14 protein-coding genes are annotated in these 13,438 nt (G+C 65.1%); 6 read left to right on the top strand and 8 right to left on the bottom strand.

The genetic code is table 11. The annotated features are described in order from the left end of the window. Positions 1-3 precede the first annotated feature (3 nt). Genes JQ635_RS23370 through JQ635_RS23350 form a run of 5 tightly spaced genes read right to left on the bottom strand, consistent with a single transcriptional unit; the run spans position 4 to position 5,453 of the window. Entirely contained in the window at positions 4-1,269 is a 1,266-nt protein-coding gene (locus tag JQ635_RS23370; RefSeq protein ID WP_211412135.1) for an NAD(P)/FAD-dependent oxidoreductase, read from the bottom strand. Between the two features lie 3 nt (positions 1,270-1,272). Beyond that, positions 1,273-2,934: a thiamine pyrophosphate-binding protein gene (locus JQ635_RS23365; RefSeq protein WP_211412134.1), complete on the bottom strand. Its 1,662-nt coding sequence runs from the start codon at positions 2,932-2,934 to the stop codon at positions 1,273-1,275. Continuing rightward, positions 2,931-4,157 carry a pyridoxal phosphate-dependent aminotransferase gene (locus JQ635_RS23360; RefSeq protein ID WP_211412133.1) on the bottom strand — a complete coding sequence of 409 codons (1,227 nt, stop codon included), beginning with the start codon at positions 4,155-4,157 and terminating at the stop codon, positions 2,931-2,933. Before JQ635_RS23360 ends, JQ635_RS23365 begins: the two co-directional genes overlap by 4 nt. Before the next feature lie 9 nt (positions 4,158-4,166). After that, positions 4,167-4,520 (bottom strand): RidA family protein, encoded by a 354-nt coding sequence (locus tag JQ635_RS23355; RefSeq protein ID WP_211412132.1) that lies wholly within the window; start codon positions 4,518-4,520, stop codon positions 4,167-4,169. Positions 4,521-4,535: 15 nt separating this feature from the next. After that, a complete protein-coding gene (locus JQ635_RS23350; RefSeq protein WP_211412131.1) occupies positions 4,536-5,453 on the bottom strand; it encodes an NAD(P)-dependent oxidoreductase in 918 nt (305 codons plus the stop codon). Between the two features lie 237 nt (positions 5,454-5,690). Between JQ635_RS23350 and JQ635_RS23345 the strand changes: the two genes are divergently transcribed. The 4 genes from JQ635_RS23345 to JQ635_RS23330 are packed head-to-tail and all read left to right on the top strand — an operon-like array spanning position 5,691 to position 8,726. Next, the gene (locus JQ635_RS23345; RefSeq protein WP_211412130.1) at positions 5,691-6,527 is read left to right on the top strand and encodes a transporter substrate-binding domain-containing protein; all 837 of its coding nucleotides are present in this window, start codon (positions 5,691-5,693) and stop codon (positions 6,525-6,527) included. A 13-nt stretch (positions 6,528-6,540) separates the two neighbouring features. After that, a complete protein-coding gene (locus tag JQ635_RS23340) occupies positions 6,541-7,203 on the top strand; it encodes an amino acid ABC transporter permease (protein WP_211412129.1) in 663 nt (220 codons plus the stop codon). Continuing rightward, the gene (locus JQ635_RS23335; protein ID WP_211412128.1) at positions 7,200-7,958 is read left to right on the top strand and encodes an amino acid ABC transporter ATP-binding protein; all 759 of its coding nucleotides are present in this window, start codon (positions 7,200-7,202) and stop codon (positions 7,956-7,958) included. The genes JQ635_RS23340 and JQ635_RS23335 overlap by 4 nt, the downstream gene beginning before the upstream one ends. A gap of 39 nt (positions 7,959-7,997) precedes the next feature. Next, positions 7,998-8,726: an aspartate/glutamate racemase family protein gene (locus tag JQ635_RS23330; RefSeq protein ID WP_211412127.1), complete on the top strand. Its 729-nt coding sequence runs from the start codon at positions 7,998-8,000 to the stop codon at positions 8,724-8,726. A gap of 28 nt (positions 8,727-8,754) precedes the next feature. On the opposite strand, the gene JQ635_RS23325 is transcribed toward JQ635_RS23330, so the two are convergent. After that, positions 8,755-8,919, bottom strand: coding sequence for a hypothetical protein (locus JQ635_RS23325; RefSeq protein WP_211412126.1), 165 nt, complete (start codon positions 8,917-8,919; stop codon positions 8,755-8,757). Between the two features lie 124 nt (positions 8,920-9,043). Here JQ635_RS23325 and JQ635_RS23320 point away from each other — a divergent pair, with 124 nt between their 5' ends. Both JQ635_RS23320 and JQ635_RS23315 read left to right on the top strand, forming a co-directional pair. Continuing rightward, on the top strand, positions 9,044-9,472 hold the full coding sequence (locus tag JQ635_RS23320) for a universal stress protein (RefSeq protein WP_211412125.1): 429 nt from the start codon (positions 9,044-9,046) through the stop codon (positions 9,470-9,472). Positions 9,473-9,545: 73 nt separating this feature from the next. Then, positions 9,546-9,998 carry a universal stress protein gene (locus JQ635_RS23315; RefSeq protein ID WP_211412124.1) on the top strand — a complete coding sequence of 151 codons (453 nt, stop codon included), beginning with the start codon at positions 9,546-9,548 and terminating at the stop codon, positions 9,996-9,998. 246 nt (positions 9,999-10,244) lie between these two features. Here the strand turns inward: JQ635_RS23315 and JQ635_RS23310 are convergent, their stop codons facing one another. Continuing rightward, a complete protein-coding gene (locus tag JQ635_RS23310) occupies positions 10,245-11,924 on the bottom strand; it encodes a carboxylesterase/lipase family protein (protein WP_211412123.1) in 1,680 nt (559 codons plus the stop codon). Then, the gene (locus JQ635_RS23305) at positions 11,921-13,417 is read right to left on the bottom strand and encodes a carboxylesterase/lipase family protein (protein ID WP_211412122.1); all 1,497 of its coding nucleotides are present in this window, start codon (positions 13,415-13,417) and stop codon (positions 11,921-11,923) included. Before JQ635_RS23305 ends, JQ635_RS23310 begins: the two co-directional genes overlap by 4 nt. Positions 13,418-13,438 lie beyond the last annotated feature (21 nt).

Genomic DNA, 13,438 nt, shown 5'->3' with positions numbered 1-13,438 from the left:
ATCTCAGAGGAAGCGGTTGGGAGAGAACGGCGCGAGCGGAATCTCCGGCTGCTTGCCGCTCAGAAGCTGGGCGACGAGACGGCCGGTGCGGGCTGAGCCGACCAGGCCGACATGGCCGTGGCCGAAGGCGTAGACGATGTCGCGCGAGGCGCGTGCGTGGCCGATGCAGGGAAGTCCATCAGGCATGCTCGGCCGATGACCGAACCAGGTTTTTATGCGCGAGGCCGGAATGTCCTTCGGCAGTTTCGGGAACATGCCGAGAAGGTGGTTGCGCAGGATCTCGGCGCGCTTCCAGTTCGGCGCGGCCTCGAGGCCCGCGATCTCGACGGTGCCGGCGGCGCGCAGCCCCTTGTTGGTCCAGTTCACCACCATCTTGGCGTCCGAGGCCATCATCGAGCTGCGCGGACCGGACTCGGGATTCTCGATCATGACGTGATAGCCGCGCTCGGTCTCGAGCGGCAGCGGATCGCCGACGGAGGCGGTAAGCCGCTTCGAGTGCGCGCCGGCGGCGACGACCGCCGCATCGCAAGGAATCTCGCCCGTCTCGGTGACGACGGCGACGAGCTTGTTGCCGGAGAGCTTGAGGCCCGTCGCCTTGGCGCGCACGAGCTTCACGCCGCTTGCCAGCGCGTGATTGGCGAGCGCCGCGACGTAGGCGCCGGGATCGCGACAGCGCCCGGCCTCCTCCACCACCACGCCAAAGGTGTAACGCGGATGCAGGTCGGGCTCGCGCTGGCGCATCTCGTCGGCGTTGAGCTCCAGCCATTCGACGCCGACCTTCCTGCGCAGGCGCCAGCCGAGATCGTTGTCGAAATTGCCGCGCGACGGGAAGACATGCATCACGCCGTTGCGCTCGACCAGTTCAGGCACGCCCGCCTCTTCCGCCAGCTTCCGGTGCAGCAGCGGCGCGTCCTTGAGGAGATCGCGCAAAGCGAACGCCGTCTTCTCGACCCGTGCCGCGGTCCAGCCCGAGAGCAGGTACTTGATCAGCCAGGGCAGCGCCTTGGGCAGATAAGACCAGCGGATCGCGAGCGGGCCGAGCGGATCCATCAGATAGCCCGGCACCTTCTTCCAGACGCCGGGCTCCGCCGGCGGGATCACCGAATGCGAGGAGAGCCAGCCGGCATTGCCGTAGCTCGCCGCCTGTTCACCGCCCGGCTCGCCCGGATCGATCAGCGTGACGCGATGCCCCTCGCGCAGCGCCTCGATGGCGCTGATCACGCCGACCGCGCCGGCTCCGATGATGGCGACGTGGCGGCCCTCCGGCATTGCTTACGCCTTCACCTGCGGCACAAAGTCTTTGCCGACCGAGATCGCTCTGGAATCGACGATGCAATGGAGGATCGACGGCTTGCCCGAAGCCAGCGCACGCTCGAATGCCGGCGCGAACTCCTCGGTGCGCTCGACGCGCTCGCCATGGCCGCCGAACGCCTTGGCGTACATCGCAAAGTCAGGGTTCTTCAGCTGGGTGCCGACGACGCGGCCGGGATAGTCGCGCTCCTGGTGCATGCGGATGGTGCCGTATTGCGAATTGTCGACGACGATGACGACCAGCGGCGCGTCGTACTGCACGGCGGTCGCGAATTCCTGGCCGTTCATCAGGAAGCAGCCGTCGCCGGCAAAGGCGACGACGACGCGATCCGGATATTGCCGCTTGGCGAGCACCGCCGCCGGCACGCCATAGCCCATCGATCCCGAGGTCGGCGCGAGCTGCGCGGCGAAGCTGTGGAAGCGGTGATGGCGATGGATCCAGCCGGCATAATTGCCGGCGCCGTTGCAGACGATCGCGTCCTTCGGCAGCCGGTCGCGCAGCCAGGTCATGACCTGGCCGTACTGGAACGAGCCCGGCAGCTCGCGCGCCTTCTCGGTCCAGGCGAGATAATCGGCATGCGCCTTGGCGGCCTCGCCCTTCCAGGCAATTGCGCCCGCGGGCTTCAGCGTCTCGACGGCGGCGGCGAAGGCGGCAGGCGTCGCCTGGATCGCCAGCTCCGGCTGATAGACGCGACCAAGCTCTTCCGAGCCCGGATGCACGTGGATCAGCTTCTGCTGCGGGGTCGGAATATCGAACAGCGTGTAGGACGAGGACGGCATCTCCGACATACGGCCGCCGATGAGAAGAATGACGTCGGCGTTGTCGATGCGCGCCTTCAGGCCCGGGCTCGGCCCGATGCCGAGATCGCCGGCATAGTGCGAATGATCGGCGTCGATCAGCGACGCGCGGCGGAACGAGGTTGCGACCGGCAGGTCGAAGCGCTCGGCAAAGCGCGCGATGCTCTTGGTGGCCTCATCGGTCCAGCGCGAGCCACCGAGGATGACGAGCGGCGCCTTGGCGCTCGCGAGCATCGCACCGACGCGCTCGATATCTGATGGTGCCGGCCAGCTCACCGCCGGCTCGATGCGCATGGCGTCGGCGACGGCAGCGGTCTCGGTCAGCATGTTCTCCGGCAGCGAGATCACGACGGGACCGGGACGGCCCTGCATGGCGACGCGGAAGGCGCGCGCGACCAGCTCCGGAATGCGATCGGGGCGATCGATCTCGACCGCCCATTTCGCCATGGTGCCGAACACCGCCTTGTAGTCGAGTTCCTGGAACGCCTCGCGCTCGCGCATGCCGGTGTCGACCTGGCCGACGAACAGGATCATCGGGGTGGAGTCCTGCATCGCGATGTGGACGCCGTGGCTGGCATTGGTGGCGCCGGGGCCGCGGGTGACGAAGCAGACACCGGGCCGGCCGGTCAGCTTGCCATAGGCTTCCGCCATCATCGCCGCGCCGCCCTCGGCGCGGCAGATCATGACGTCGATCGGGCTGTCATGCAGCGCGTCGAGCGCCGCGAGATAGCTTTCACCGGGCACGCAGGTGACGCGCTCGACGCCTTGGGCGACGAGCTGATCGATCAGGATCTGGCCCCCGGTGCGGGTGTTGCGAATGGTCATGACAGCTCCCTGCAGGCTTTGGCGATGCGCTTCAAGGCTTCGCGCAAGTTTTGTTCGGAGGTGGCGTAGGACAGGCGGAAATAAGGTGCAAGGCCGAAACAGCTGCCCGGCACCACGGCCACGTCATGCCTCTCCAGCAGGAAGCGGCAGAACGTCGCGTCGCTGTCGATCAAGACGCCGTCGGGCGTGCGGCGGCCAATCAGGCCCGCACAACTGGCATAGGTATAGAACGCGCCTTCCGGCCGGCGGCAGCTGACGCCGTCGATGGCATTGAGCGCATCGACCACGATGTCGCGGCGGCGCTGGAACGCGGCGCGGCGTTCCACAAGCACGTCTTGCGGGCCGGTCAGCGCGGCAATTGCAGCGGCCTGGCTCACCGAGGACGGATTGGTCGTGCTCTGGCTCTGCACCACCGCCATGGCCGCGATCAATTCGCGCGGGCCGCCGCCATAGCCGACGCGCCAGCCGGTCATGGCATAGGCCTTGGAGACGCCATTGACCGTCAGCGTGCGTGATTTCAGGCTCGGCTCGAGCGCCGCGGCCGTGACGAACGGCATGCCGTCGTAAATCAGGTGCTCGTAGATGTCGTCGGCCATCAGCCAGACATGCGGATGGCGTTTCAGCACATCCAGGATCGGGCGCAGCTGCGCCGCCGAATAGGCTGCTCCCGTCGGGTTGGACGGCGAGTTCAGCAGCAGCCAGCGCGTCTTCGGTGTGATCGCGCGTTCGAGATCGGCGGCATCGAAGCGAAAGCCGTTGTCCTCGCGGCAGAGCACGTCGACCGGCGTACCGTCGGCGATGCGGACCATGTCGGCATAGCTGGTCCAGTAGGGCGCGGCGAGGATCACCTCGTCGCCGGGACTGAGCGTCGCCATGAAGGCGTTGTGGATCACCTGCTTGGCGCCGGCGCCGGCGGTGATTTCGTCGGCGGCATAGACGAGATCGTTCTCGCGGCGGAACTTCTCTGATATCGCCGCCTTCAATTCCACCGTGCCGTCGAGGATGGTGTATTTGGTCTGGCCGGCGCGGATCGCACGCTCGGCCGCGTCCTTGGCATGGTCGGGCGTATCGAAGTCAGGCTCGCCGGCGCCCAGCACGATCACCGGCCGCCCCTCGCGCTTCAGCCGCTGCGCGACCGCGCCGATCTTCAAGATCTCGGAGACGCCGATCGCGCTGATGCGCTGGGCGGGACGGAAGGTCGACGCGGGAGCCTGGACAGTCACGGCCGGGCCCTACTTGCGCGCGGCGATCGCGATCACTTCGATGCGGAAGGCGGGATCGGCGAGCTCGACCTTGCCGCAGGCGCGGGTCGGCGCGTTGCCGGGCACGACCCAGGCATCATAGACCGCGTTCATGGCGTCGAAATCGTCCATGGTCTTGAGCCAGACCTGCACGCTGAGCAGGCGCGACTTGTCGGTGCCGGCGCGCGCCAGCATGTCGTCGACCTTGGCCAGCGCTTCCTTTGTCTGCTGGGTGATGTCGGCGGTCTTGGTGTCCGCCACTTGTCCTGCGAGGAAAACGAGGTCGCCGAACACGGAAGCGCGGCTGCGGCGGGCGTTCTGGTCGATGCGGGTGATGTCCGACATGGGGTGTCCTTGTTCTTACTTGCCGGTGGCGATGATGCGACGGCAGTGATCGAGCGCAGCACCAATGAGGTTGTCGCTCGCCTCCGGCGTGCGGAACGCCGAATGCGCCGACAGCGTCACGTTCGGCAGCTTTGTCACGGGATGCCCCGCCGGCAGCGGCTCGACGGTGAAGACGTCGAGACCGGCATGAGCGATGTGGCCCGAGCGAAGCGCGTCCAGCATCGCGTCTTCATCCACGATGGCGCCGCGCGCGGTGTTGATCAGAATGCTGCCCTTGCGCATCTGCGCGATGCGCTCGCGCGACAGAAAGCCCTTGGTCTCGTCGTTGAGCAACAGATGCAGCGAGACGACGTGGCTTTCGGCGAGCAGCTTCTCCAGCGAGACGAACTCGACGCCGGGATGGGCCTTCGGCGTCCTGTTCCAGGCGATCACTTTCATGCCGCAGCCCGCCGCCATGCGCGCGGCTTCCGCGGCGATGCCGCCGAATCCGATCAGGCCGAGCGTCTTGCCGGTGAGCTGCATCGCGTCGCGGCGCAGCCAGTTGCCCTCGCGCATGCCGCGGTCCATCTCGCCAAAATTTCGCGCGGAGGCCCACATCAGCGCGATCGCGCATTCGGCGACGGCCGTGTCGCCATAACCCTTGATGGTGTGGACGGAGATGCCGCGCTCGCTAAGCTCTTCCGGATTCATGTAGCTGCGCGCGCCGGTGCCGAGGAAGACGACATGCTTGAGCGCCTTGCACTTCTCGGCGATCGCGGTCGGCACCGCGGTATGATCGACGATCATGATCTCGGCATCGCCAAGCAGGCCCGGCAGGTCATCGGGCTTGATGGATGGGTTGCGGTTGATGCCGACCGGTAGGTCCTGGGAGCGCAGCAGCTTGTCGGTCACCGCCGCCAGGGTGTCGTTTGCATCGACGAATAGGGCGCGCACAGGCCTCTCCTTCAGATCACGGGGTAATTGCGTTCAGTCTTGAATACAGACTTGCATGCGATTGACAACCCCACAGTCCGAGGAAATTTGCGCAATCCTGCCAAGATATTGGGCTCATCTCTGCCTTGCCGCACAAATGGTCAGCAATATGAAATACCGTATTGCATTTTATCCTGAATACAGAAATAGTCCAGTGGCCGAAGCCGATCCGACCCAAATTCCAGGGAGACAGAGACCATGAATCGCAGGGACGCTCTCACCACAGTCGCGCTCGCGGGCGCAGCGATGGCCGCCGCGGGCAGCTCGGCCAAGGCCGACGCGCCGACCTCCACCCTCGACCGCATCAAGAAGAATGGTGTGCTGCGGATCACCGTCATCGTTGGCCAGGAGCCCTACTTCCACAAGGACCTCGCGACCGGCCAGTGGTCGGGCGCCTGCATCGACATGGCCAACGACATCGCCAGCAAGCTCGGTGCCAAGGTCGAGGTGCTGGAATCGACCTGGGGCAACCAGATCCTCGACCTCCAGGCCGACAAGGTCGATCTCACCTTTGCCGTGAATCCGACGCCGGAGCGGGCGCTGGTCATCGACTTCTCCACCCCGATCCTGGTGCACTCCTTCACCGTCATCACCAAGAAGGGCTTTCCCAAGCCGCAGACCTGGGCCGAGCTCAACAAGCCCGAGGTCAAGATCGCCGTCGACATCGGCTCGACGCATGAGACCATCGCACGCCGCTACTGCCCGAAGGCGACCATCCTCGGCTTCAAGGCGCGCGACGAGGCCATTCTCGCGGTGTCCACCGGACGCGCGGATTGCAACGTCTCACTCGCGGTGCTTTCGGTCGCGACCCTGAAGAAGAACCCGACGCTCGGCGAGCTCGCCGTGCCGCGGCCGCTGCTGACGCTGCCGACCAACATGGGCATCCGTGCCGAGGGTGACCGCCGCTACAAGGACTTCCTCAGCGCCTGGGCCGACTACAACCGCTCGATGGGCCAGACTCGCGAATGGATGCTGAAGGGCTTTGAGGCGGTCGGCCTCACCGCGGACGACCTTCCGGGCGAAGTGCAGTTCTGACGGCCGTTCGACGATGTATGTCTGGGAGTTCGCGGCGCTCAAGCCGTATTGGGGCCTGATCTGGCAAGGGCTCCTGGTCACCGTATTCTACACGGTGATCACGGTCGCCGCGGGCCTCCTGGTCGGATTGATCGTCGGCATTTTGCGCACGACGGCACCGCGCTGGGTCTCGGTGCCGCTGCGTCTCTACATCGAGATCTTCCGCTGCACGCCGCTGCTGGTGCAGCTGGTCTGGATGTACTACGCCCTGCCGGTCCTGATCGGCGTCGACATGTCGCCGGCGATGGCCTGCTTCATCGCGCTGTCGCTCTATGCCGGCTCGTTCTACGCAGAGATCTTTCGCGGCGGCATCGAGGCTGTCGACATCGGCCAGTGGGAGGCCGGACGCGCCATCGGCATGCGCCGCGGCAAGATCTTTCGCCGCATCGTGCTGCCGCAGGCAACCCAGGTGATGATCCCCTCCTTCATCAACCAGACCATCATGCAGCTCAAGAACACCTCGCTGGTGTCGGTGGTCGCGGTCGGCGACCTGCTCTACCAGGGCTCGGTGATCACGGCGACGAGCTACAAGCCGCTCGAGGTCTACACCACCATCGCCGTACTCTATTTCGTCGTGCTGTTCCCGCTGACGCTGGTCGCCGACCGGGTCGAACTGAGGATGGGAGCGCATCGATGAGTGCCCTGATCGCGACCAACATTCACAAGGCGTTCGGCGACCACGAGGTGCTGAAGGGCGTCTCGCTCGCGGTCGAACGCGGCGAGGTCGTCACCCTGATCGGCGCCTCCGGCTCCGGCAAGTCGACCTTTTTGCGCTGCCTGAACTTGCTGGAGATGCCGCAACAGGGCGAGCTCGCGATCGGCGCGCATCAATTCGCCTTCGGCAAGGGCGTGCGCGCCGCGGGCGATGCGCAGCTCGCCCTGCTTCGCCGCAGCGTCGGCATGGTGTTCCAGCATTTTAATCTGTTCCCGCACATGTCGGTGCTCGCCAATGTCACCGAAGGCCCGGTGCAGGTGAAGGGCATGGCGCAGAACGAGGCCAACGAACTCGGCCGTGACCTGCTTGCAAAAGTCGGCCTCGCCGACAAGGCCGACGCCTTTCCGAGCCGCCTGTCCGGCGGCCAGAAACAGCGCGTCGCGATCGCGCGTGCGCTCGCGATGAAGCCCGAGGTGATGCTGTTCGACGAGCCGACCTCGGCGCTCGACCCCGAGCTCGTCGGTGAAGTGCTCTCCGTCATCCGCAGCCTTGCGAGCGAAGGCATGACCATGGTGCTGGTCACCCACGAGATGGCCTTCGCCGCCGACGTCTCCACCCGCGTCGGCTTCATGAACGACGGAATCATGACCGAGATCGGCACGCCCGAGGAGACCATCCGCCAGCCGCGCAGCGAGCGACTTAAGTCCTTCCTCAGCCGGTTTCACGAAACGCATTAGACTGCCGGCTACGATCATCTCGAATCGGTGGGAAGAACCATGAGACTCCGCGGCGGCTTCACGAATTACGGCGAGACCATCGGCATCCTGATGCTCGATACCCGCTTCCCGCGCCCGCGCGGCGATATCGGCAATGCGCTCTCCTACGACTTCCCGGTGCGCTACAAGATCGTTCGCGGCGCTCACGCCACAAGGATCATGGGCGATCAGCCCGACCCGGCGCTGCTCGAGCCATTCATCGCCGCGGCGCGCGAACTGGAAGCTGACGGGGTCAAGGCGATCACGACGAGCTGCGGCTTCCTCGCGCCCTTTCAGAAGCAGCTCGCGGCCGCGGTGAACATCCCGGTCTTCACCTCGAGCCTGATCCAGGCGCCGTTGATCCATGCCATGCTGCCGCCGGGCAAGGTCATCGGCATCTTCACCGAGCGCGGCCATCACATGAACGAGGGCCACTTCCGCGGCGTCGGCTGGTCGCCGGACGAGATCGCGGTCCAGGTCCAGGGCATGAAGCCCGATGCTCAGTTTCCCGCAACCTACATTCTCGGCCGCGAGGAGCTGGACACCGACGTGCTGCGCGCCGAGATGATCGAGATGACGGAAGCCTTCATGGCGTCCTGCAAGAATCCCGGCGCGATCCTGTTCGAGTGCACCAACATGTGTCCGTTCTCGAAGGATGTCGCCGAGGTGTCAGGCCTTCCAGTGTTCGACATCAACACGCTCATCAATTTCTTCTACCGCGCGGCCCATCCCGTCCCGTTCCTGCGCTGAACTTGTGGGGACAGGCACCGCAGCGCGTTCAATCCCGCGACAGCCGCGGCGTTGACGACGTGACGTTCGCCGGCGTGTAGAATTCGAGGCGTGCGCGGTTCTCCGCGCGCACGCCGCTAGCTTCGCCGAACTCGATATAGTTCTGCGTACCCTCGACCCATTCTCGCCTCGACAGACGTCGAGGTTGTGCCAATTGCGGACATCCGGATCACGATACGATGAACCAACAGGTTGATTTATCTCTAGATTGCATTCGGAACGCGAGCTAACTTACCTTCGCAAGGCAGCGATACGTCCGGACAATCGGGAGGTAGAGCATGTACCGGCACATTCTCATTCCGACAGATGGGTCTCAGCTAGCGGAGCGTGGAGTGGCGCACGGATTGGCGCTGGCGAAATCCCTTGGAGCCACCGTATCCTTCATCTTCGTTGTGGAACCATTTTCCGAAGTGTCAGGCCGGTTCCTTGAAGCAGTCGGAACATATGCCGAGTTGCGCAAGGAGCAGGCCACGAGTGTATTGAACGGCGCGGCAAATGCGGCCAGGACGGCCGGTGTCTCCTGCGAGACGATTCAAGCGGAGAACGGGCAACCCCACCAGGCCATCATCGCAGCAGCCACGGACAAGGGCTGCGATCTCATCGTCATGTCGTCGCATGGGCGCAGCGGACTTGCCGCGCTTCTCATCGGGAGCGTGACGAACAAGGTGCTGACGCACGCAAAGACCCCCGTCCTGGTCTGTCCATGAATGTGAGCCCCTGTTGAAGTCAAACCAGCGCGCCGGAAGATGCGACAGGGTGGTCCGGAAAGGGAACCTCCAAATGTGCAACCGGATTCTCTTGAGCACGGACGGATCGGACGTCGCGAGAAACGGCATTAAGCATGGGATTGCCTTGGCAAAGGCCTTGAAGGCCAAGGTGACAGTCATCGCCGTGACGGAATCACTGCCGATCGACTACGGGAGCGGACACGCCTCGGGATGGATACCGTCGCAGCAGGAAATTGATAGCTACGACGCGGCCTGCAGGGAACGTGCGGGCAGAGTCCTCGACGAAGCGCGCGCTATGGCAGAGCAAGCTGGGATATCCGCAGAACTCCTGCACGTTCCGAATGCGCACCCGGCCACCGCGATAATCGAAACAGCAAAGTCAGGAGGCTGCGACTTGATCGTCATGGGCTCTCATGGGCGCCGCGGTCTCAAGAAGTTGTTCGTGGGGAGTCAGACATCGGAGGTCTTGGCCGACGGAAGCGTGCCGGTGTTGGTCGTACACTAACGAACGGAAATGATAGCGCAGGCTTGGTGAAAGCCGGCTCCCAGGGGCTCATCCTGCCTCCCTGATTTTCTTCTTGTCGTTGGTACCCGAGCGGAGTTCCGCCCACAGGCGCGAGCGTACGCCTTCATTGAGCGGCACAATATGGAACGGCCGGCCGAAGATGGCGAGAGGCTCCTGAAGGCCTATGAAACCGTCGGCCTCAACGCCGAGGACATCCCGAGCGAAGTGCAGTTCTAGATCGGGCGTCTAGTCCCGCGACAGCCGCGGCGTTGACGGGGTGACGTTCGCCGGCGTGTGGAAGTCGAGGCGCGCGCGGTTCTCCTCGCGCACGCCGCTGTCGTCGCCGAATTCGACATAGTTCTGCGCGCCCTCGGCCCATTGCGGCCACGGCGTCGCGGGCGTAGCGGGATTTCCCGTGCGCGCGAAGGCGACCAGCGTGTCCATCATGCGCTCGGACAGTGCGCGATCGAACTCGGTCCAGTTGCGCGTGGTGCGGAATCTGTTGAAGGCATCCTGGGTGCCGAACCAGTAGGGCACGTCCGAGGTGTGATAGGCGCCGATCTTCTGCGGGCTGTCGAAGAACTCGACGCCTGATACGAACGGATGCACGCGCGAGAACATGTACATGTAGAACGGTGCCTTACCGGTCTTGCTCTGCGCGACCGCCCAGTTGCGCGTTCCGATCTCGACCAGCCCCTCGCGCGCCGCAAGCAGCCCCATGGCTTTCGCCTCGCCGTCAGTCTTCGCGGGATAGAGCCCGAGGAAGCGGTCGGCCTGATCGCCATAGAGTTTTCGCGCAGCAGCGACATAGGCGTCCACCGTTCCGGCGGTACGCAGATCGTTCGAGCTCTCGTCGCGCGTAAAGCCCGCGACGGTGGCGACGTCGTTCTGCTTGCCGGCGGCAAAAATGTTCGGGACGGTGTCGGACAAGACATAGCCGTCGATATCGGGGGTGACGGAGATCGTGCCGGCGCAGCCGAGCTGGCAGTCCTTCTGGATCGCAAGAATCTTGTCAGCCTGGATCAGCCGCATCTCGGCAAGCGACGATGCGCCGAGTGCCGACTGCACCTCGAGGCCGATCTTCTCAGCGGCCGGAAGCGCCGGGAATTTGAAGCGGCTGTCGAACATGCTCAAGCTCATCGCGAAGCCGCGATGGAACAGGCCCTTCGCCAGCGGGCTCGCCTCGAGCGCCGACACCGACATGGCGCCAGCCGACTGCCCGGTGATGGTGACGTTGTCGGGGTCGCCGCCGAACTGCGCTATGTTGCGCTTGACCCATTGCAGCGCCGCGACCTGGTCCATCAGACCGTAATTGCCGGAGGCACGGTGCGGCGATTCCGCGGTCAGCTCAGGGTGGGCGAGATTGCCCAGGATGCCGACACGGTAGTTGAAGCTGACGAAGAGCGTGCCCTTCTTCGCGACGTTCTCGCCGTCATACATCGCCATGCCGCTGGAGCCGAGCGTGAAGCCGCCGCCATAGATCCAGACCACGACCGGCAATTTTGCGTCCGGTTGCGCATCCGGGCTTGCCCAGACGTTCAGGTAGAGGCAGTTCTCGCTGGTCGCCTCCTCGCCGAAATAATGATTGAGATTGTGCCGGCGCAGCACCTGGATGCACTCCGGTGCGAGCCGGTCCGCATGATAGGTCCCCTTCCACGCCTCGACCTTCTGCGGCGCGCGCCAGCGAAGATCGCCGAGCGGCGGCGCGGCAAAGGGGATGCCGAAATAGGCTCTCACGCCCGACGGCAGCACCTTGCCCGAGACAGCACCGCTATCGATGCTCACGGGATCACCGGAGACAGGCGTCGCGACCACCTGCGCCGACGCAGGCGAGGCTGCCGGCATGACGAATGTACCAACGAGCGAGATGACCAAAATAGCCGATCGCCACTGAACGCGCGCAGCGTTCGTGTTCAAGATACTCATCCGGCCTCCCTCATTTTCTTGTCGTTGTCGCTCGCGCCCAATTCCGCCCACAGGCGCGAGCGTACGCCTTCATTGAGCGGCACAATATGGAACGGCTGGCCGAAGATGGCGAGCGGCTCCTTAGGCAGCTCGAACCGCGGCCAGGCTTCGGCGATGTCGGGCGCGCCTGATGTGACGAAGCGCAGCAAGCTCGTCTGGAATCGCGCCGCGACATCGATGTCGGCGGGCGTCATCGGACCGCCCTTGCGCTTCAGGATCGGGCGATCGATGAAATCAGGCAGATGCGCCCAGAGGCAGGCGTTGTCCGCGCCGTGGGTCGGCCCCTGCGACAGGAACGGCTCCAGCGCCGGGCGATGGTCGAACCGGCTCAGCCACACCGCGCCGCCGGCCGCAGCATGCAGCCGCGCGAGATCGGCCATCGGGCGGTGCCAGAATGCATCCGACAACAGCGCCTCGTAGGGGTCCTCATCGAGGCGCGCCGAGCCCCGATAATAGGCCAGCAGACGCTCCCAGCCGGCATCACCGAAAGCAGCGCGCACATTGCGCTCGGTGGTGCGGATCATCGCCGCCGGCGGCGTGCTCTTCAGGAACATCACCATCTCGTCGCGGCAGGAGCCGAGCCAGAGCGGAATGTCGCGCAAGCTTCCATCGGCGAAGACATCGCGCGGCTCGCGCGCGATCACGGTACCGTCGAGCACCGGACCGAACACGGTGCCCGATTCCGTTTCGTCCGCGAGCCTGCGGCCGACCCGCTCCACGGCCGCGAAGAGCTTTGGCAATGCCACAGAGGCTATCGCAGCCGGATCGCGCGTCATCTCAAGCTCGTCGAGCACGCGGCGCGCGACCTCGTCAGCATGATCGGCGCTCATGATGGTTCGCCCGGGCGCGCTCAGCGCGAGTGCTCGGCTGAACTTGCCACTCGCCTGCGGCAGGGTTGCGAGCGCAATGACCATGGACGCGCCGGCCGACTGCCCGGACAGCGTGATGGCGTCCGGATCGCCGCCGAAATTCGCGATGTTGGCATGCACCCAGCCGAGTGCCGCGAGCGCATCCGTGATTGCAAGGTTGTTGGCCTCATCGAGGTCGTGACGATGCAGTTGCAGGAAACCGAGCGGGCCGAGCCGGTAGTTGATGGTGACGATCACCGCCGGGCCGTGCTTGGCGAGGAAGCCGCCGTCGTAGTCGGCGCCGCCGCCGGTGACGAAGGCACCGCCATGGATGAAGAACAGCACCGGCAGCGGCCGATCGGCCTCGATCGGCGTCCAGATGTTCAGGCTGAGACACGCGGCCTCGTCCGCATGATCGAGATGACCGGGCTGCGGCGCGTAAGGACCGTAATCGGTGCATGGACGCGGCTCCGTCCAGGCGACGGGCGGCGTCGCCCTGGCAAAGCGCCGCGCGATTGCGAACGGCACACCCTTGAAGGCGCGCATGCCGGCCTGTGTGGTGCCGACGACGGGGCCATGCGTGGTCGGAACTGCTTTGGTCAGCATGCGCAGATTGCCTTCTCTTTC

The organism is Bradyrhizobium iriomotense (assembly GCF_018130765.1).
Taxonomy (GTDB): domain Bacteria; phylum Pseudomonadota; class Alphaproteobacteria; order Rhizobiales; family Xanthobacteraceae; genus Bradyrhizobium; species Bradyrhizobium iriomotense_A.
The sequence above is the reverse complement of the archived record's forward strand: the minus strand, read 5'-3'. Positions and strand labels throughout refer to the sequence as shown.

Coding starts and splice junctions, on each gene's coding strand:
- JQ635_RS23370 (WP_211412135.1), bottom strand. CDS start 1,269: ATGCCGGAGGGCCGCCACGTCGCCATCATCGGAGCCGGCGCGGTCGGC.
- JQ635_RS23365 (WP_211412134.1), bottom strand. CDS start 2,934: ATGACCATTCGCAACACCCGCACCGGGGGCCAGATCCTGATCGATCAG.
- JQ635_RS23355 (WP_211412132.1), bottom strand. CDS start 4,520: ATGTCGGACATCACCCGCATCGACCAGAACGCCCGCCGCAGCCGCGCT.
- JQ635_RS23345 (WP_211412130.1), top strand. CDS start 5,691: ATGAATCGCAGGGACGCTCTCACCACAGTCGCGCTCGCGGGCGCAGCG.
- JQ635_RS23340 (WP_211412129.1), top strand. CDS start 6,541: ATGTATGTCTGGGAGTTCGCGGCGCTCAAGCCGTATTGGGGCCTGATC.
- JQ635_RS23335 (WP_211412128.1), top strand. CDS start 7,200: ATGAGTGCCCTGATCGCGACCAACATTCACAAGGCGTTCGGCGACCAC.
- JQ635_RS23330 (WP_211412127.1), top strand. CDS start 7,998: ATGAGACTCCGCGGCGGCTTCACGAATTACGGCGAGACCATCGGCATC.
- JQ635_RS23320 (WP_211412125.1), top strand. CDS start 9,044: ATGTACCGGCACATTCTCATTCCGACAGATGGGTCTCAGCTAGCGGAG.
- JQ635_RS23315 (WP_211412124.1), top strand. CDS start 9,546: ATGTGCAACCGGATTCTCTTGAGCACGGACGGATCGGACGTCGCGAGA.
- JQ635_RS23310 (WP_211412123.1), bottom strand. CDS start 11,924: ATGAGTATCTTGAACACGAACGCTGCGCGCGTTCAGTGGCGATCGGCT.
- JQ635_RS23305 (WP_211412122.1), bottom strand. CDS start 13,417: ATGCTGACCAAAGCAGTTCCGACCACGCATGGCCCCGTCGTCGGCACC.